This is a genomic window from Bacillota bacterium (assembly GCA_013177945.1).
Lineage (GTDB): Bacteria > Bacillota > DSM-12270 > Thermacetogeniales > Thermacetogeniaceae > Ch130.
The window spans coordinates 94,471-112,560 of record JABLXW010000013.1 but is presented as its reverse complement, the minus strand read 5'-3'; the positions used below and the strand labels follow the sequence as shown (position 1 = coordinate 112,560).

Below are 18,090 nucleotides of genomic sequence, written 5' to 3'. Positions count from 1 at the left end.
TTCTTGCTAAGCTTCTGAACCCGCCGCCCCGGACTCGTACTGTTTTACCACATGATAACAGCGCTCACACAAGGCAGGATGCTCGCCTGAAGCGCCTACCGACTCGTGGTAGAGCCAGCAACGCGCACACTTCCTGCCCGGAGCCCTTTGGATCAGGATCTTCATTGCATAGGTGTTCTCCGCACTAAGGGACCCCCCGGGTGCTGCCACCCACGTTTCGTAAACTTTCACCCCGGAAACAATCAAAATAGTTGCCAGGTCGGCTTCGATTTCTCTTAAGAAGGCAGCAGATTCTTCGTTTTCGGGGTAAAGGAAAACAAACGCCTCGGTGGAAGGGCCGATTACCTTTTCTTTTCTTGCAGCCTCCAGCGCCCTCGTGATTTCCTCCCGGATCTTTAAAATCTGCTCCCACTTTGCTTCAAGTTCCTGATCCAGGCAGCGCCCGTCAACCTGAGGCCAGGGAGCCAGATGAACGCTGAAGAACTGCTCCCTGGCGCGGGGGAGATGGCCCCAAACCTCTTCTGCCGTAAAGCTCAGAACAGGCGCCAGCAGGCGCGCCAGCACGTTGACCATCTCGTAAAGGACGGTCTGGATGCCGCGGCGCTCCCGGCTTGAGGGATAGGAGCAATATAAAGCATCCTTCGTAACATCAAGATAAAAGGAACTCAAATCAACAACACAGAAGTTAGAGATGGCATGGTAAACCATGTGGAACTCGTAGGTCTCGTAAGCCTTCGTCACCCTCTGGATCAAACGATGCAGCTTCAGCAAGGCCCACCGGTCAAGCAGGCTTAGATCTTCATAAGAAAGGCGATCCCGAACAGGGTCGAAATCGTAGAGATTGCCCAGCATAAAGCGGAAGGTGTTGCGGATTTTCCGGTAGGCTTCGGCAAGCTGGTTCATAATGTTCTGGGAAACAGCGACATCACTCCGGTAGTCTGAAGAGGAAACCCAGAGGCGCAAAATATCGGCTCCAAATTTCTCGATTAACTCCTGGGGATCAATGACGTTCCCCAGGGACTTTGACATCTTCCGCCCTTCTTCATCCACCACAAAACCGTGCGTCAGAACGGCCCGGTATGGCGCAGCGCCCCGGGTTGCCACCGCGGTGCAGAGGGATGAGTTGAACCAGCCCCGGTGCTGATCGCTCCCTTCAAGGTAGAGGTCCGCGGGCCACCTGAGTTCCGGGCGCTGCTCCAAAACCGCAGCGTGGCTGGAACCGGAATCGAACCAGACATCCATCGTATCGCTCTCTTTCCGGAAAGCTTTTCCGCCGCATTCGGGACACACAAAACCGGGAGGCAAAAGCTCCTCCGCGCTCCGCTCAAACCAAACATCGGAGCCGTAGCGGCGGAAGAGGTCCTGGAGCCGGGTGATGGTCAGATCGTTGATGATGGTCCTCTGGCAGTCGTTGCAGTAAAAAATGGGAATCGGCACTCCCCAAACGCGCTGGCGGGAAATGCACCAGTCCCCCCGCTCCGCCACCATGTTGTAAATGCGCTCTTTTCCCCAGGCAGGGATCCACTGCACCTCTTCAATCGCCTTGAGGGCCTCTTTCCGGAAACCGTCAATTGAGGCGAACCACTGCTCTGCCGCCCGGAAGAGCAGGGGATCTTTGCACCGCCAGCAGTGGGGGTACTGGTGGACAATCTTTTCCTGGTGGTATAACAGGCCCCGCCTCTCCAGTTCCTCGATTACACTCTGATTGGCATCCCAGATCTTCATCCCGGCGAAGGGGCCGGCCTCGGAGACAAAGATTCCCTTTCCATCCACCAGGGAAACAACGGGAATGTGATACGCCTGGCAAACCTCAAAGTCTTCCATGCCGTGGGCAGGGGCAGTATGAACCGCACCGGTGCCCTGCTCCAGGGTTACATGCTCACCCAGCACCACGAGGGAATCCCTATCATAAAAGGGGTGTGCACAGCGGATTCCTTCCAGCTGGCGTCCTTTCCAGCCGCCGAGCACGCGGGGGCTTTTTTTCCCTTTGATGCCGCTCACCGGAGCCAAAAGCTTTTCCGCCACGATGATTTTCATCCCGGCAACCTCGGCCAGAACATAGTCGAAGTCCGGGTGCAGGCTGATGGCAGTGTTTCCGGGAATCGTCCAGGGCGTCGTGGTCCAGATCAGGATATAGGTCCGGTCGTCAAGCGGGAAGAGCCCCTTGCTTTCTTTCACGGGAAACAGAACGTAAATAGAGGGGGATTCTTTTTCCTGATATTCCACTTCCGCTTCCGCAAGGGCGGTTTCGCAGTCGGCACACCAGTAAACCGGTTTTAAGCCTTTATAAATAAACCCGCGTTTCGCCATTTCTCCGAAAATTCCGATTTGCACCGCTTCGTACGCCGGCTCCAGAGTTAAATAGGGATTGTCCCAATCCCCCTGCACTCCCAGGCGCTTGAACTGCTCCCGCTGAATGGTCACGTATTTAAGGGCATACTCCTTGCAGATGCGGCGGAACTCTAAAACATCCACCTGATTCCGGTCAACACCCAGGGTTTTAATCGCCTGCTGCTCAATGGGCAAACCGTGTGTATCCCAGCCGGGTACATAGGGGGCATCATGCCCCGTCATCGTCCGGTACTTGACAATTATGTCCTTTAAAATTTTGTTCAGGGTATGGCCCAAATGGATGTCACCGTTGGCATAGGGAGGGCCGTCATGCAGGATAAATTTTGGTTTTCCCCGAGTGCTGTTTTGAACCTGCCGGTAAAGGTGCGCCTCCTCCCAAAAACGCAAAATCTCAGGCTCGCGCTGAGGTAAATTGGCCCTCATCGGAAAATCTGTCCGGGGCAGATTTAATGTTGCCTTGTATTCCATCACTTCACCTCATGATTTTAAAAATCTCAAAAATGAGAACCCCTCACCTCAGGGGCGAGAGGTTCCCGCGGTACCACCCTTTTTCCTTCCTTGAAGGCTCTTTTGCATCGGAATAACGGCCCCCACCGGCCCTCCTTAATCACCGGAAAAGTTTTCAGGAGGGCACTCCCGGGTGATTTTCTGCTGCTCCTGATGAGGACCGGGCTTGCACCCTCCCCGGCTCGCTGCTCCCTGGAAACAGCATAAACGTCCCGCTCATCGCGTTGTTCGCCCTTTTCCCTTTTAAACCATGTGCCGGTTTCGACTTCGAAGTAATTATACGGAATTTCACGCTCTTCTGTCAAGAATTACAGCACGATACATTCTTGCAGGTTTTTAAAGGTGCCGGAGCGCCTCGGCGGGACTCAAGGACGCCGCCCGGCTGGCAGGGTAAAGACCGAAGAAGAGGCCCTTCCGATCTCCCGCGTCCGCTCGGCAACCGCCACCAGCATGATGTTCATCACCCCAACACCCCCGACGAGAAGGGCGATCGCGGCTACCGCCCCGATGATCAGGGTCATCACCGAAGCCACCTTCTCCACCATCGCAAGGCTCTCTTCCATTGAAGTGCCGCGGTAGTGGACATCAGCGCGAGGGTGCCTTCTCTTGAGGATCTTTAAACTGGCAAACACTGGCAATTTACATAAAGCAAAAAAGCAGTTTTGCCTAAAAATGCACCAGTCTTTGAGGGTTGCCCTAAACATTTTACACAAAAGGATCGACCAAAAAAGATTTCCAAGGCTAATTCACGACCTTATGCTCTTAGTAGGTTTTTCAAAAATAAAAAACGAGGTGCTTCTCTTGAGGAAGACCTCGTTCGTTCGCTGTTCTCGAAGTGCCGTAACTATCTCGCGCGGCCGGGGCCTACCGGAGTTTCCCTGTCCACGTCTACCCTGGTCGGGGTGACTTCCCTTGCCGTTTCCGCGTCCCGCCTCGCGTCCCGTCCCGGGGTGATTTCCCGCGCGGTCTCTACATCCCTTGTTCCTGTATCCCTTCCCGGTGCGGCCTCCCGCCCCGGCGCCGCCCTGCCGGGAGTGATTTCCCTCGCAGTTTCAACACCAACCCGGGTCAGCGGTTCGTTGTCGGGTCCGTAAATCGTTCCCCGCTCGGTGTCTCCGGCCGTTCTCCTGACGCGGGCGGCAAAGGTATCATCAGTATCGGGAAGCACATGTTTATCCTTCTCCATCCATCTCACTCCTTTTTTTATTTTTTCAAAGTTAGTATGAGATGGACGGCAGGGTGATTATACTTCCGGTTAGGAAGAACTTTCTACCAGGCGGGCCACTTCTTCGAGCGTAACACCGTTTATTTCCACCAGCTTCCTTGAGCTGGTCAACCCCTTTAAAATTTTAACATTCCCGGCCCCGCACCCGAAAACTTCTCCGAGAAACTTTTGCAGGAGTTTGTTGGCCTCTCCCTCTACGGGAGGAGCAGTGAGCCTCACCTTGACATAATCCCCGGCCACCCCTGCAATCTCGTTCCTGGCCGCCCGGGGCTGCACCTTAACCTGGATTCTGACACAGTTGCCGGTCGGATTTACCCACGGCCTCAAGTTCGGCACCCCCTAGAGGAGCAAGCGCGCCACCAGGTTGACCAGCGCGTACTTCATCAGCTCCAGAAAAATAATCGCCAGCAGAGGAGAAAAATCGAGGCCCAGCGCGGGGCCCGGCAAAAATCTACGGCAAAGGGCAAGAAGGGGCTCGGTCACTTCGTAAATAAACCTGATGATCGGGTTGAAAGTGCGGGGGCGGAGAAAAGAAAGAATTACCCTTGCCAGAATAAGCCATACATAGATCTCTACTCCAACTGAAATCAAGGCAATCAGAAAACGGCCGTAATTCATGAGTTCTTCGATCCTTTATTTTCCTCGAAAGAAATTTGTAATGCCCTGGCTCTTTGCGAAGCAGCTTCTACAGCACCAACCAAAAGACCTCGCAGGCCGCCTGCCTCCAAGACGTGGAGCCCGTAAATCGTGCTGCCGCCCGGGGAGGCAACCCTGTCTTTAAGAAGACCGGGGTGGTCCCCGGTGCACTGGATCATCCTGGCGGTGCCGATCATTGTCTGAAGAGCAAGTTCAAAAGCCACCTGTCTGGGAAGCCCTGCCTTTACCCCGCCATCTGCCAGAGCCTCCAGAATTATCGCGATATAGGCGGGTCCGCTTCCACTCAAACCTGTGACAGCATCCATATTCTCCTCCGGCAGGACAACGACCCTGCCCACCGCACCGAAGAGGGCCTCCCCTTCCTCCCTTTCCCTTGCACCTGCGTGTTTGCCCAGGGCGAGGGCTGTGATCCCCTCCCCGATCAAAGCGGGTACATTTGGCATCGCTCTGAGCACGGGAATTCCGGGGGGCAAACTGGCCTCGATAAAAGAAATCGTGATTCCCGCCGCAACCGAGATAAATAAATGGCCTGGGGTAAGGTAGGGAGCAATTTCGGTTAAAACAGATTTTACCTGAGCAGGTTTGACGGCGCAGATCACCACCTCCCCGGCCCGGGCAACCTCTCTGTTGTCTTCCGTCACCGCCACCTGTAACCGCCCTGCCAGCACCTCAAGGCATTCACGCCTGATGTCGCTGACAAAAATGTCCTCCGGATTTACGAGGCCTGCCTGTAAGAATCCTGCCACAAGCGCGCTTCCCATCGCCCCGGCGCCGATGACGCCAACCTTTCTTCTAGCAGCGATCTTTTACCCCTCCCGGTCCCATCTCAAAAAAGGGTTTTCCTTCCACTCACCTGCCAAACCCTCAGAATGAATCGAAAAATTGCTGGGCACAAAAAGAAAGGTCTCCGCAGTAATTTTTAAAGTGCTGCCGTTCAGCACGAAAACAGCTCCACTCAAAAAGTCAATAATCCGCTGCGCCACATCTTTTGGAGTATGTTCGAAGTTTACGATTACAGACTTCCGGCTCTTTAAGTGGCCTGCAATCTTTTCAGCTTCGTCAAAGGCAACTGGCGACGCCACGATAATCTTTGCCTCAGGCGAAGTATGGAGACTCAAAACCGGGGCGCGCTTCCGCCCGCGGTCCTCAGCCACCGCCTGGATGGGCTCTTCATCCTCTTCACCCTCGTAGCTTTCTGCAAATCCGATAAAAGACATGATTTTTTCAAACCAACCAGAACTCATTTCCTCACCTTCCGCGTTTTCTAAACTTAACCGCCGAACAATGCGCTCCCGATCCTTACCAGGGTTGCTCCCTCCTCTACCGCAACCTCGAAATCGTTGCTCATCCCCATCGAAAGATGCTCCAGATTAAGCCAGCGCCTGGTCTCTGCCATTTCTTCTCTCAGCTCCCGCAGCCTCCGGAATACCGGCCGCACCTCCTCCGGATCCTCGCAGTAGGGTGCAATGGTCATGAGGCCGCATACCTCCAACCCCTGCAGATCCCTGATTGCATCTAAAAACTGACCCAGCCTTGAGGGGGCGACACCGTATTTGGTGGCCTCCCCGGCAACGTTTACCTGGATCAAAACCCGCCACGAACGGCCATGAGCGGGGCTCAGCCTATCGAGAAGCTTTGCCAGTTCAAGGCTCTCGAGGGAATGAATCAGGGCAACCTTCCCCGCCAGGTATTTTGCCTTATTGCGCTGCAGGTGGCCGATCATATGCCACTCTGCCTGTTCTCCCAGGATTTCGTATTTTTTAAGAAACTCCTGGACACGGTTCTCGCCAAAAACCCTCAAACCGTAAGGTAAAACCTTTTTCAGCCGCTCCGTGTTTACTCCTTTAGTCACGGCCACGAGCTTTACCTCTGAGGGGTTACGGCCCGCCCGCTGAGCTGCCCGGGCAATCCTGGCAGCAACCTGCTCCAGGCGCCGGATGACCTGTTCGGCCAAGGGGCTTACCTCCTTCTCCCATTCGACAAAGAATATCTAAATCCTTCCACCAGAAATTATATTTTCCCTTTTGATCCTTTTTAACAGTTCCGGATTTAAAACAACTTCGACACCGGGGCTGATTCCCTGAACCGCAGCGCGATCGCCCAGCCTCCCGATGAGGTCAACTTTCTGGAATTTGAATCCAACAGGAGATGAGGTGTAAACCCCGATCCCCTTCTCTGTTCTGGCCAGGGAACAGACGGGCACGATCACCCCCTCGTATTTCCGGTCCGCCACCCGGAGCCGAAAGAAACGGGAGCATAGAAAGCTGGAATTCGCCTCAAGCAGCTCTACATTGATAACCAGCCCACCCGGTATTTTTCTCCAGGCAAGCACCCTTCCCCTTCCCTTTTTCGCTCCCTCCCACTCCAGGTCAACTTTATCCCCCGCGTTGAAAGTCAGGGGGCGCTCGTGCTCAATTTTTAAAATTAAACAGGGACTGACCAGGTTATCGATAACTTTAAACACCGGCTCCCCGGTATTGACGGCCCGGGCGATGTTTTCAATCCGGCCTGTGTTTTTGTTTATGTTTTTAAACAAAAGTAAAGGATCGAGCCTCTCCCAGTTATCTGGTGTGAGGACCCCCTCCCAACCATCCAAATGATAACAGAGAAAACCGGCCTGGGGGCTTCTCAGCTCCACGCGGCCCGGTGCACGCTCTAAATCAGGCAAGCCCTCCAGACGCGCCACAACGGCGCCGGCGCGAACCCTTTTTCCTTCCGGCGCGAGCGGAATAAGCTTTCCCGGCATGGGCGCCGCTACCACTGTTTCGCTGCGCAAAACAATGCCCGCGGCCGGATAAGCAACCGAAAGGGTTCCTGCCTGCGCCGGTGCTGTGCGCACCGCGCGTGTCAGGCAAAAGTAGTAAATCTGGCGACCGCTCCAAAAAATGAAAGCCCCGCCGATCGCAAGAAAAAGGAGGAAACCCAAGAAAATTCGGATTTTTCTTGCGCAGGCAGCTTTCTTGAGCCTCTCCTTTCTCAAATGTCGAGCCTGTCTCACCTTGCAGGCTGCACCCCGTAGCCAGCCTCCACTACGGCGTCCTGAATCTCGGCCAGAGAAACCTTATGAGGATCGAAGGTCACCCTCAGCAGGCCCCGTTCCAGATCTGCAACCGCCTCCTCCACCCCGGCCAGCCTTTTCACCCCTTCTTCAACCGCTTTTTTGCAATGGCCGCAGCTCATTCCCGTAACAACCAGGGTTAAATCTTTCAAGCCTTTTCCCTTCCGAACAGAGTTGTGCTCAGACATCCTTCTCTCCTCCTGAAACACGTATTTATACTTCAAGCAGCAAGAGGGCCGCCATCCGGCCCGTGGTCCCTCCGCTCCCCCGGTAGGAGAAAAATAAATCCTGGCGGCAGATTGTGCAGAGCCTGCTTACAGTAATATTTTCTCTTTTGAGGCCAATCTCATGCAGCATTTCAAAATTAGCCCGCCAGAGATCCAGTTTCCACCTGCCTGCACCGGCCGGGAGAAGCACCCCCCATTCCTCCGGAAACACCTTCCTGACCGCGTCTGCAACCACCTCTCCCACTTCATAGCAGCAGGGACCTGCAGCGGGAGACAGGGCGGCAAAACACCTTTCCGGCTCACTTCCGAAATGTTGTCTCATGGCCTCAAGACACTTCCGGGCAATGCCGGACACGGTGCCGCGCCAGCCCGCGTGGGCCAGACCGATGACATCCCCCACCGGATCGTAGAGATAAACCGCAAGGCAGTCGGCAAAAAAACCGGTGAGGGCCACACCCTTCAGTGCTGTTACCTGGGCGTCTGCCTCCACCAACCCTTTCACGGCCAGATCCCGGCTGTCTTTGATGACGAAAACCCGGTTCCCGTGAACCTGCCGGGTCGTAAAAGTTTGTTCCTCTTTCAGGCCCAGGATGCTGTACAGGATCCTCCGGTTCGCGGCAACCCGTGCGGGGAAGTCCCCGGTATGGAAACCTAAATTGAGTGAGGCGAAGGGGCCCTGGCTGATTCCCCCGTGACGCGTAGAGAATACAACCCGGACGTGGGCCTTTCCCCCGAAACGGGGCACGACGAGGTAGGGGACGCTGCCCTTCTTTTTTAAAACAAAAGCCATTTCTCCTGCACTCCTGAAGCCCCGGGGTTTCCGAAACCCCCTGTTTAAATCAACCTTTCCCGTCTAAAGATCCGCAAGAACCACCCTTCCTGCCGCGAGAGAGGCAGGCACGAGGATCAAACGCTGGTTCCGGGAGCCGCGAAAGGGCAGGGAGAGGTCCCGCTCATGTGAAAGATACGGGCCGTCTACAAGGAGATCGGTCAATTTCAGGAGGCGCTCCGTATCCCGATCTTCTTTAGATTTCGCAAGAATCTCTTCAAAAGTATACCCTGTATAGGTGACGAGATCCAAACCCATTTCTTTAATCCGGCCCGCAAGGGAGGCAAAGCCCTTTGCCTGGGCAAAAGGCTCTCCCCCGGAAAAGGTGACACCCCGGATCAATTTGCTCTCCTGGATCAATTTTAAAAGCTCTTCCTCATCCACTTCCCGGCCGCCTTCAAAGTCCCAGGTTTCGGGGTTATGGCAGCCCGCGCAGCGGTGGGGGCACCCCTGGGCGAAAATCACAAACCGCAGGCCCGGGCCGTCCACAACACTCTCTCTGGTTATTCCCGCGATTCTTATCACGGCAGCCACCTCACTAACCATGGATGAGACGATCGTTCAATTCGCAAATCTTGCTGTCGTTGAAGCGGTCAATGGTGCTCAGATACCCGGTGATCCTCCGGATGCGGCGGATCTCGGCGGATCCGCAGCGGGGGCAGGTGCTCTCATTGATCACTCCGGACAGGTTGCAGTTGCAGCAGAAATCAACAGGGTAGTTGATGCCGGCATACCCCATCCCGCATGAGCTCATGTGGCGCACGATGGCCTCAACTGCCTCCGGGTTGTGCTGGGGCGGTGAGGCCAGCTCCACATAGCTGATGTGACCGGCATTGCAATATTTGTGGTAGGGGCCCTCGAGACGGATCTTGTCGTAGATGCTGATGGGATGGTAAACAGGAATATGGAAAGAGTTGGTATAATACTCGCGGTTTGTGACACCCGGGATGATCCCGAACTCCTTGCGATCCAGCTTCACGAAGCGGCCCGCCAGCCCTTCGGCAGGTGTAGCCAGCAAGGTGTAATTCAGATTAAATCTCTCAGCTGCCTCATCAACCTTCTTGCGCATGTAAGCGACAATCTCCAGGCCCAGAGCCTGGGCTTCCTCGCACTGTCCGTGGTGGTAACCCGTCAGGGCAACCAGGGCCTCGGCCAGTCCGATCAGTCCGACAGCAAGGGTTCCATTGATGATGGCAGGTTCTATGGAATCCTCCTGCTTGAGCCCCTCCGAACCCAAATAAAGCCCCTGTCCCATCACAAAGGGAAGATCCTTCACCTTCAATTTGCACTGTACCTTAAAGCGGTGGAAAAGCTGATTGACGGCCAGTTCCATAACTTCGTCCAGGAGCCGGTAAAATGCTTTCAGGCTGCGCTCAGCTTTAATGGCAAGGCGCGGCAGATTAATGGTGGTGAAGGAAAGATTGCCCCGTCCGGTTGTGACAGCAGGCCCCCGGCGGTTGTCCATCACCCTGCTCCGGCATCCCATATAGGCTACCTGATCTCCAAAAGGCGCGTTAAAGGGGGCGTCCATGAAGCTGAAGGTAGGGTTCAGGCGCTTGCTGGCAACCCGTACGGCCAGCTTGAATAAATCATAGTTCGGGTCTCCGGGGTCGAAGTTGACGCCCTTTTTCACCCTGAAGATCACATTGGGGAAGATGGGGTTCTCCCCGCGCCCCAGCCCCGCCTCGTAGGCCAGCAGGAAGTTGCGTGTCACCTTTCGCCCGGCCTCGGAGGTATCTGTGCCCAGGTTGATTGATGAAAAAGGCACCTGGCTTCCCGCCCGGGAATGCATGCTGTTAAGGTTATAAACAAGGGCCTCCATGGCCTGGTAGACCTCGTTCTCATCCGCTCCCTCAACAAAGGGAGCCATCTGGCGGTCAAAAAAGGGAAAGGACTGCCCGCCGAACATATCGTTCTGGGAGCTCTGGAGAATGATGGCGGCAAGGGCCGTGGCCGAACCCGGCCGCTTGGGGGGCCTGATGTAGCCGTGCCCGGTATTGAAACCTTCCTGGAGCAATCTCTCCAGCGGGATCTGCAGGCAATTTATAGTGGTGGCGTAGAAGTCGAGGTCGTGGATGTGAATGTCCCCCCGGCTGTGGGCAAGGGAAAAATCGTCATCCAGGAGTCGGGAGAGATAATACTTCCTGCTGGCGGCACTGGCAATCTGCAGCATTTTTGCAGAGGGAGAGTTTCCAACATTTGCATTGTCGCGGTCGGTCTCTTTAATGATCTCCTCCACCACATCCATCAGTTCGCTTTTGGCTTCACGAATCCGGGTGCGCTTGTCCCGGTAGAGGATGTACGCCTTGGCGGTCCTGGCATGACCCTTTTCGATGAGAACCTTTTCTACCACATCCTGGACATCCTCAACCCCGAAGATCTGCCCGTTGTACCTCTGCTTCAGCATGCGGAGCACTTCCAGGGTCAGGGCAACCGCGGTTTCCCGGTCTTCCCCTCCCACCGCGCGGGCGGCTTTAAAGATCGCATCGGTAATCTTCGTATCATCAAAGGGGACCTCCCGCCCATCTCTCTTCTTGATCCTGGTAAACAAAAGATTCTCCTCCCTTCCTAACATATTTCTTCAGTCTTTCTCTCAACACCCAGCTCTTCTAAACAGGTGAGGATTTCCCCGACATCCTTAAATTCCCTGTAGACCGAGGCGAAGCGGACGTAAGCTACCTTGTCCACCTTCCGCAAATGCTCCATGACCAGATGCCCAATGGTTTGGCTGAAAACTTCGTTCTCGGGGCCCTCCCTTAGTGTGCGCTCGATCTCATCCACCAAACCCGACAGCGTCTCTAAGGTTGCGTACCTTTTTTCGCAGGCTTTCATCATCCCCCGCAACAGCTTTTCCCGGTTAAAAAGCTCTCTCCGCCCGTCTTTTTTGACCACCCACAGGGGGGTCTCCTCAATCCGCTCGTACGTTGTAAAGCGCCGGCCGCAGTGAAAACACTCACGGCGGCGTCTGATTGCATATCCATCTTCGGCAGAGCGGGAATCGAGGACCCTTGACTCCTCTTTTTTGCAGTAAGGACAACGCAAAATGGTTCCCCCCGGCGTTACAAGATATTGGGTGCTTTTATCTAATATCTACAACATCTTGTGTTTAATTCCTGCTTGCCGGGCCATAAAAAAAGTCCCATCTTTTTTGGGACTACAGCCTTAACCGAAAGTGCGGGGTCTCAGGTTTCGGAGCGCTTCGGCTGGCTAAAGGAATTCAGCTCTACAAGAATCACATCAACACCGATTCTGATAATTTTTTCCCAGGGAACGATTACTTCATCGCTCCTTGTGAGAAAACCTAAGAAGCGGGCGGTTCCCGGGAGAACAAGGGCTTTTATCTTTCCGGCCTCCACGTCAATCTCAATATCTTTAATCGTCCCCAGCCTTTTTCCGTCAACAATATTTATTACATCACGCAGCCGGAGTTCCGATATTTTTACCATGGCTGCCACCTCCTCGGATTAATATATGAAATGAGGAGGTGGTTTGTGTCGCCGGAGGGGAAAATTCTAAGAACTGATCAAACGCGCCAGGTGTTCGGCCTCATCCTGGAGCCAGTCCCAAACCCGCAGCCGGAGACTGAAAACATCCTGTTCCGAACCGTCTTCCTGGGTCAGCGCTTCCCCAGCTGCCTGACTCACACTTGTTTGGTTTGCACTTGACAGATCTACAAAACAAAGGGGTGGAAAGAGGACGCACCACCAGTTGCTTCCCTCTCCCTTCCCGAGAACGACGCGCACTGCCTCGTACCTGCCTGCCGGATACACGACATCCCCGTAGGCGCGGGCAGGAAATTCAAACCTCCCGACTTCAACCCGGACAGGATAGGAAAAACCGGAGGCAGCCGCAGCCTGGGCAGCAATTTTGGCAATCCGGACGCGGTTTTGCTCGAGATAGGTCTTGACTTCTCTGTAATTTAAACCTTTCAACCTGGGCTTTAAGCTTTCAATCAGGGCATCCCGGACCCGGTACTTGACAGCCTGATCCCGCGCCTCATCACTGTTTGCAATGATGTGGAGCCTGATCAAATTGTCCCTTGTATAAGCTTTCTTTGCCTGCAGATTCTCCCGAAAAAGGAGACTTCCTGTCACCAAGATCCCCAAAAGCAAGAGAGCTCTCAACCTGTGCTTCATCTTTTCGCCCCCCTTAAATGTATTTCCGCATGTGATTTAAGGCTGCCTTCTCCAGGCGGGATACCTGCGCCTGAGAAATTCCGATTTCCTCGGCTACCTCCATCTGAGTTTTTCCTTCGAAAAAACGCAAGGCAAGGATCAGCTTTTCCCGGTCGCTCAACTTCCGGAGGGCTTCCCGAACAGCAATCCTTTCCAGCCAGTTGGCATCCTGGTTTTTTTCATCTCCAATTTGATCCATGACGAAAATGGGATCTCCACCGTCGTGATAGATGGGTTCAAACAGGGAGACCGGTTCCTGGATGGCATCCATTGCAAAAATAACTTCTTCCCTGGGAATATTCAGTTCTCCGGCGATTTCATTCAGAGAAGGCTCCCGGGAGTGCCTGTTAATCAGCGACTCCCTTACCTGAATTGCCTTGTAAGCAATATCACGCAGGGAGCGGCTGACCCGGATGGGATTGTTGTCTCTCAGGTAGCGCCGGATCTCCCCAATGATCATGGGAACAGCATAGGTCGAAAATTTCACATTTTGGCTGAGATCGAAGTTATCGATTGCCTTAATCAAGCCGATGCACCCTACCTGAAATAAATCGTCAACATACTCCCCCCGGTTTGCAAAGCGCTGGATGACGCTGAGTACAAGGCGAAGATTTCCTCTGATCAGCTTCTCGCGCGCCGACCTGTCACCCGCCTTTACCGCAAGAAACAGTTCACGCATCTGGGAATTTGTTAAAACTGAGAGTTTAGCTGTATTTACACCGCAAATCTCAACTTTGTTAACCATTCCGCTCCGATCCTCCCCAGTAATGCTCTGGTCGTTCTTCATTATTACCGGGGTGCTCTCAAATTATACCGAAAAGGGAAGCGGAGGAATTTAACTTGAAAATAAAAAAATGGGTTTTGAACCCATTCACTTAAACATGTCAGCTTTTTTAAATCAGCTTTTTTAAAACTATTCAAAACGGCAAATCTCTTTCTTCAAACGCTTAATAATCCGCTTCTCGAGGCGTGAAATGTAAGACTGCGAAATCCCTAAAAGATCCGCGACCTCCTTCTGGGTTTTTTCCTTCCCCCCGGAGAGCCCGAACCGGAGTTCCATGATCTTCCGCTCCCTGGGGGAAAGCTTACCGATCGCCTGATAAAGAAGTTTCCGGTCTACTTCCTCCTCCAGCTCCCGGTAAATGAGATCGTTTTCCGTGCCCAGGACATCCGAGAGAAGGAGTTCGTTCCCATCCCAATCTATATTGAGAGGTTCGTCAAAGGAGACTTCTGCCCGCGCTTTGCTGCTCCGGCGCAGGTGCATTAAAATTTCGTTTTCGATGCAACGGGAAGCGTATGTTGCCAGCTTAATTTTACGCTGGGGTTTAAAGGTATTAACCGCCTTGATCAAGCCAATCGTGCCAATGGAAACCAGGTCCTCGATTCCAATTCCGGTGCTTTCGAATTTTCTAGCAATATAAACCACCAGCCTTAAATTTCTTTCGATGAGGGCGTTTCTGACACTAATGTCCCCCGTTTCTAATTGATTCAAGAGAACCGTTTCCTCGTCGCTGGTCAGGGGCGGCGGGAGTGCTTCGTGATTGCCGATATAGTAAAGGTGAGAAGGGTACCTCAACCTCTGCAGGACTCGAATCAATAAAAGCTTGAAAAACCAGCCTAACTGGAACCTGATAACTCCCATAAAGATCCCCCTTTTTTAAGAGTTGGCCGAGGCATAAATCAAATCGGGATGGAGCAGGGCCCGGTAGGTCCCCCTCGGGGATAAGCGCCTGCTGTAAATCCCCACGATCACATTGTTTTTTCGCACCTGACGGTCACCTATGAAGAGCGATATCTCTGCAGGTTTAAACCCCACCAGCATCCCGTGGCGCTTTCCGATCGTGGTGAAGGGAATCAGCCTCAAGGAAAGCGGCCACCCTTCTTCCTGAAAACCTTCGGATAACTTTACCGTATCCACTTCCCCTCCACTGCTGAATATATTTTTAATACCTGCCGGCAAAAAGGGGGCCAGGACCCCGTACTCGACAATGATTACCGGTGCTCCCGTGAGGGGATCTACCAGTTGATTTCCGGTGTCGACCAGGCCGTCGACCCTTACTTCGTGCTCCTGGATTTTGATCCTCACGGGAACCTTTAAAAGGCCCTGCAGGAAGGTTCTCTGGAGAAAAGCGGCCCCCCATTTGCCAAGGAGAACTGCCGTTCCCAGCGCAACGGCAAGCCAGAGATACGGAAGAGGAAGATTGCCAAAGGCGGGATGAATGGAAATATTGCCGATAAAATAAATAAACCCGAGCACGGCACCTCCCATCGTGAAAGCAACCAGATAAAAGTAAAGAAACAGCTGGCCAAACCTCTGCCAGGACAAAGGCACAAACCCGATGATCAGCATTAACAAAGACATTAAAAGCCTGACCCAGAGGGGGGACAAAAATTTTAACCCGGGGAGAAGAACAAGGACACTGTACAGGGCGCCAGCAACGGCCGCGCTCCCCAGCCGCCAGGGTACAATCCGGACTTGGGCAAGGCGGGCTGCCGCCCAAAGAACCGCATAATCCATTAAAAAATTGATTAAAAATAGCATATCAACATAGATATAGGGAGTTCCGGGCACAGGGGTCACCTCATGTAATTCCTGCTGCTCTCTCATTTACCATTTATATGCGGAGCTGTTTGCACCCAGACCAGGATTATTATAAACGATCAAAAAAGTAAAATATGTCAAAAATTACCACTGTAAGGGCACAAAAAAGGCTGAAATCAGATGATTTTCAGCCGGCTGGTTAAAATTTCGCTTTTCAGGCCATTCTAGCGGCGGCGCAAAAAGGCGGGAATATCTAGATCCTCGGAGGTAAAGGACCTCAGATCGATCACCGTCGAGTCTTTGGGGAGCGGTTTAGAATCAAATCCTGTGGCGATTACCGTAACCCTTACTTCATCATCCAGGCTCTCGTCAATCACGGCACCAAAGATGATATTTGCATCGGGATCGGCTGCCTGGGAAATAATTTCGGCTGCTTCGTTTACCTCAAAAAGACCCAGGTTGGGCCCCCCGGTAATGTTCAGGAGAACCCCCTTCGCCCCTTCAATGGAGGTTTCCAGAAGCGGGCTTGAAATTGCCATCTGGGCCGCCTCCACCGCCCGGTTTTCCCCCCGGGCGCTCCCGATTCCCATCAACGCCGAGCCTGTCTCCATCATAATCGTCTTGACATCTGCAAAATCGAGATTGATCAATCCGGGAACTGCAATCAGATCTGAAATGCCCTGAACTCCCTGCCGCAGGACATCATCCGCGATCCGGAAAGCCTCGTTAATAGAAGTATTCCGGTCCACAACCTGAAGCAGCCTGTCGTTAGGAATGGTAATCAGGGTGTCAACCTTGGATTTTAATTCCTGGATCCCTCTTTCTGCCTGAGCCGCCCGCTTCCGCCCTTCAAAGGTGAAGGGGCGTGTTACAACTCCAACCGTCAGGGCTCCTATTTCCTTTGCCACCTCGGCGACTACAGGAGCTCCTCCGGTGCCCGTTCCGCCTCCCATCCCTGCCGTTACAAAAACCATATCGGCGCCGCGCAGTGCCTGCATTAATTCTTCCCTGCTTTCCTGGGCAGCTTTGAAGCCGATTTCCGGGTCTGCTCCCGCCCCCAGCCCTTTTGTCAACTTTGCTCCGATCTGGATCTTGTGTTCCGAGAGAGACAAACTCAGAGCCTGGGCATCGGTGTTTACAGCAATGAATTGAACTCCCTTAAGCCCGGCCTGAATCATCCTGTTTACCGCGTTATTCCCCCCGCCTCCAACTCCAATTACTTTAATATTGGCGAATTGATTCACTTCAAGCTCCAGTTCCAGCATCTTCCCATTTACCCCTCGCTTTCTAAAAAAGATCTTTAAATAACTTTTTTACCTTATTGACCAAACTCCTCCAGGACAACCCTTCTGATTCTTCTCTGTAGCTGTTCTGCCTTTTTGCGCCGTACAACAAAAGCCCGATTCCCGTTGCGTAGACCGGACTCGAGACCACATCGGCAAGGCCGCCAACCGCTTCAGGATAGCCTATCCGGACCGGCCTCTGCAACTCCTCGGTGGCCAGTTCTACAATTCCCTCGGTCAAAGCCGTACCCCCGGTCAGAACAACCCCCCCGGGCAGCAACCCCCGGTACCCCGATCTCTCCAGTTGATCCTTAACCAGACCAAGAATTTCCTGCACGCGGGGCTGAATGATATCTGCAATTGTTTTCTTTGAAACGCGCCGGATCTCTTTTCCCCCTACGCTGGGAATTTCAACATATTCGCTGTCAGAGGTTAAAGCCGGCAGGGTGCAGCCAAACTCTTTTTTCACGATTTCTGCCTGAGTTAAAGGAGTTCTCAACCCCACCGCCAGATCGCTGGTAATATAATCCCCGCCCACAGGCAGGACAGACGTAAACCAAAGGGAACCCTGCTCAAAAATGGCAATGTCGGTCGTACCACCCCCAATATCGACGACGGCTACGCCCAGTTCCTTTTCTGCCGGGAAAAGAACAGCTTCACCCGAGGCATATGCGTTTAAAACAAATTCCTGGACGTGAAAGCCCGCCCTTTCACAGCACTTGAGAAGATTCTGAACAACAGCGTGGGTGCTGGTAACGATATGGGTTTCCACCTCGAGCCGTGCTCCCAGCATTCCAACGGGATCACGAATACTCTCATTTCCATCGACGATAAACTGCCGCGGAATTACGTGGATAATCCGCCGGTCGTGAGGGAGGGCTATTACCCGGGCCGCCTGGAGAACCCTTTCCACATCTTCCTGGGTAATTTCCTGGTGGGGGCTGGAAACCGCCACAACCCCCCGGTTATTGAGGGAAGAAATGGCTGCTCCTGTAATTCCGACATAGCCCCCGTCAATAGGGCGTCCGCTCATCTGCTCCGCCTTTTCAATCGCCTCTTCGATCGAACGCACCGTACTTTCGATATCTATGATAGCCCCCTTCCGGATCCCGGCCGAGGGAACGGTTCCTAAACCCAGGATCTGAAGCTGTCCATCTAATCCAACCTCTCCCACAATCACGGCAATTTTCGTGCTTCCGGCATCAAGGCCAACAATCGTGTTCCCCCGGGCCAAT

20 protein-coding genes, 1 pseudogene and 1 other annotated feature are annotated in these 18,090 nt (G+C 53.5%); all 21 genes and pseudogenes read right to left on the bottom strand.

All coding sequences use genetic code 11. From position 1 onward, the window contains the following. Positions 1-6: 6 nt before the first annotated feature. Positions 7-2,820, bottom strand: coding sequence for an isoleucine--tRNA ligase (ileS, locus tag HPY58_08750; protein ID NPV29723.1), 2,814 nt, complete (start codon positions 2,818-2,820; stop codon positions 7-9). A 47-nt stretch (positions 2,821-2,867) separates the two neighbouring features. Continuing rightward, positions 2,868-3,088 (bottom strand) — a binding site (T-box leader). 107 nt (positions 3,089-3,195) lie between these two features. Continuing rightward, a pseudogene (locus HPY58_08745) lies at positions 3,196-3,383 on the bottom strand (hypothetical protein). A 320-nt stretch (positions 3,384-3,703) separates the two neighbouring features. Continuing rightward, positions 3,704-4,045, bottom strand: a complete 342-nt coding sequence (locus tag HPY58_08740; protein ID NPV29722.1) for a hypothetical protein — start codon at positions 4,043-4,045, stop codon at positions 3,704-3,706. Positions 4,046-4,114: 69 nt separating this feature from the next. Beyond that, entirely contained in the window at positions 4,115-4,420 is a 306-nt protein-coding gene (locus HPY58_08735; GenBank protein NPV29721.1) for a YggU family protein, read from the bottom strand. A 3-nt stretch (positions 4,421-4,423) separates the two neighbouring features. After that, positions 4,424-4,702: a YggT family protein gene (locus HPY58_08730; protein ID NPV29720.1), complete on the bottom strand. Its 279-nt coding sequence runs from the start codon at positions 4,700-4,702 to the stop codon at positions 4,424-4,426. After that, complete coding sequence (gene proC, locus HPY58_08725) at positions 4,699-5,544, bottom strand: pyrroline-5-carboxylate reductase (protein ID NPV29719.1); 846 nt, start codon at positions 5,542-5,544, stop codon at positions 4,699-4,701. Before proC ends, HPY58_08730 begins: the two co-directional genes overlap by 4 nt. A 3-nt stretch (positions 5,545-5,547) precedes the next feature. Next, positions 5,548-5,985: a cell division protein SepF gene (locus HPY58_08720; protein ID NPV29718.1), complete on the bottom strand. Its 438-nt coding sequence runs from the start codon at positions 5,983-5,985 to the stop codon at positions 5,548-5,550. A 26-nt stretch (positions 5,986-6,011) separates the two neighbouring features. Beyond that, a complete protein-coding gene (locus HPY58_08715; protein NPV29717.1) occupies positions 6,012-6,680 on the bottom strand; it encodes a YggS family pyridoxal phosphate-dependent enzyme in 669 nt (222 codons plus the stop codon). Between the two features lie 51 nt (positions 6,681-6,731). Then, on the bottom strand, positions 6,732-7,667 hold the full coding sequence (locus HPY58_08710; protein NPV29716.1) for a hypothetical protein: 936 nt from the start codon (positions 7,665-7,667) through the stop codon (positions 6,732-6,734). 68 nt (positions 7,668-7,735) lie between these two features. Beyond that, positions 7,736-7,951 (bottom strand): heavy-metal-associated domain-containing protein, encoded by a 216-nt coding sequence (locus tag HPY58_08705; protein ID NPV29715.1) that lies wholly within the window; start codon positions 7,949-7,951, stop codon positions 7,736-7,738. 61 nt (positions 7,952-8,012) lie between these two features. Next, positions 8,013-8,816: a peptidoglycan editing factor PgeF gene (pgeF, locus tag HPY58_08700; protein ID NPV29714.1), complete on the bottom strand. Its 804-nt coding sequence runs from the start codon at positions 8,814-8,816 to the stop codon at positions 8,013-8,015. Between the two features lie 63 nt (positions 8,817-8,879). Beyond that, a complete protein-coding gene (gene nrdG, locus HPY58_08695) occupies positions 8,880-9,401 on the bottom strand; it encodes an anaerobic ribonucleoside-triphosphate reductase activating protein (protein ID NPV29713.1) in 522 nt (173 codons plus the stop codon). After that, positions 9,394-11,406, bottom strand: a complete 2,013-nt coding sequence (nrdD, locus tag HPY58_08690; GenBank protein ID NPV29712.1) for an anaerobic ribonucleoside-triphosphate reductase — start codon at positions 11,404-11,406, stop codon at positions 9,394-9,396. The genes nrdG and nrdD overlap by 8 nt, the downstream gene beginning before the upstream one ends. A 17-nt stretch (positions 11,407-11,423) precedes the next feature. Beyond that, positions 11,424-11,897 (bottom strand): transcriptional repressor NrdR, encoded by a 474-nt coding sequence (gene nrdR, locus HPY58_08685; protein ID NPV29711.1) that lies wholly within the window; start codon positions 11,895-11,897, stop codon positions 11,424-11,426. Positions 11,898-12,037: 140 nt separating this feature from the next. Further along, positions 12,038-12,301, bottom strand: a complete 264-nt coding sequence (locus tag HPY58_08680) for a YlmC/YmxH family sporulation protein (protein ID NPV29710.1) — start codon at positions 12,299-12,301, stop codon at positions 12,038-12,040. Between the two features lie 66 nt (positions 12,302-12,367). Next, positions 12,368-12,991, bottom strand: a complete 624-nt coding sequence (spoIIR, locus tag HPY58_08675; GenBank protein ID NPV29709.1) for a stage II sporulation protein R — start codon at positions 12,989-12,991, stop codon at positions 12,368-12,370. A gap of 13 nt (positions 12,992-13,004) precedes the next feature. After that, on the bottom strand, positions 13,005-13,775 hold the full coding sequence (gene sigG, locus HPY58_08670; protein ID NPV29708.1) for an RNA polymerase sporulation sigma factor SigG: 771 nt from the start codon (positions 13,773-13,775) through the stop codon (positions 13,005-13,007). Positions 13,776-13,943: 168 nt separating this feature from the next. Next, the gene (sigE, locus tag HPY58_08665; protein ID NPV29707.1) at positions 13,944-14,672 is read right to left on the bottom strand and encodes an RNA polymerase sporulation sigma factor SigE; all 729 of its coding nucleotides are present in this window, start codon (positions 14,670-14,672) and stop codon (positions 13,944-13,946) included. A gap of 15 nt (positions 14,673-14,687) precedes the next feature. Beyond that, positions 14,688-15,638 carry a sigma-E processing peptidase SpoIIGA gene (gene spoIIGA / locus HPY58_08660; protein ID NPV29706.1) on the bottom strand — a complete coding sequence of 317 codons (951 nt, stop codon included), beginning with the start codon at positions 15,636-15,638 and terminating at the stop codon, positions 14,688-14,690. Positions 15,639-15,796: 158 nt separating this feature from the next. Continuing rightward, positions 15,797-16,837 carry a cell division protein FtsZ gene (ftsZ, locus tag HPY58_08655; GenBank protein NPV29705.1) on the bottom strand — a complete coding sequence of 347 codons (1,041 nt, stop codon included), beginning with the start codon at positions 16,835-16,837 and terminating at the stop codon, positions 15,797-15,799. 22 nt (positions 16,838-16,859) lie between these two features. Then, a complete protein-coding gene (ftsA, locus tag HPY58_08650) occupies positions 16,860-18,089 on the bottom strand; it encodes a cell division protein FtsA (protein ID NPV29704.1) in 1,230 nt (409 codons plus the stop codon). Position 18,090 lies beyond the last annotated feature (1 nt).

Coding starts and splice junctions, on each gene's coding strand:
- ftsZ (NPV29705.1), bottom strand. CDS start 16,837: ATGCTGGAACTGGAGCTTGAAGTGAATCAATTCGCCAATATTAAAGTA.
- HPY58_08740 (NPV29722.1), bottom strand. CDS start 4,045: ATGGAGAAGGATAAACATGTGCTTCCCGATACTGATGATACCTTTGCC.
- spoIIGA (NPV29706.1), bottom strand. CDS start 15,638: ATGAGAGAGCAGCAGGAATTACATGAGGTGACCCCTGTGCCCGGAACT.
- pgeF (NPV29714.1), bottom strand. CDS start 8,816: ATGGCTTTTGTTTTAAAAAAGAAGGGCAGCGTCCCCTACCTCGTCGTG.
- sigE (NPV29707.1), bottom strand. CDS start 14,672: ATGGGAGTTATCAGGTTCCAGTTAGGCTGGTTTTTCAAGCTTTTATTG.
- HPY58_08730 (NPV29720.1), bottom strand. CDS start 4,702: ATGAATTACGGCCGTTTTCTGATTGCCTTGATTTCAGTTGGAGTAGAG.
- HPY58_08720 (NPV29718.1), bottom strand. CDS start 5,985: ATGAGTTCTGGTTGGTTTGAAAAAATCATGTCTTTTATCGGATTTGCA.
- sigG (NPV29708.1), bottom strand. CDS start 13,775: ATGGTTAACAAAGTTGAGATTTGCGGTGTAAATACAGCTAAACTCTCA.
- spoIIR (NPV29709.1), bottom strand. CDS start 12,991: ATGAAGCACAGGTTGAGAGCTCTCTTGCTTTTGGGGATCTTGGTGACA.
- nrdG (NPV29713.1), bottom strand. CDS start 9,401: ATGGTTAGTGAGGTGGCTGCCGTGATAAGAATCGCGGGAATAACCAGA.
- ileS (NPV29723.1), bottom strand. CDS start 2,820: ATGGAATACAAGGCAACATTAAATCTGCCCCGGACAGATTTTCCGATG.
- HPY58_08680 (NPV29710.1), bottom strand. CDS start 12,301: ATGGTAAAAATATCGGAACTCCGGCTGCGTGATGTAATAAATATTGTT.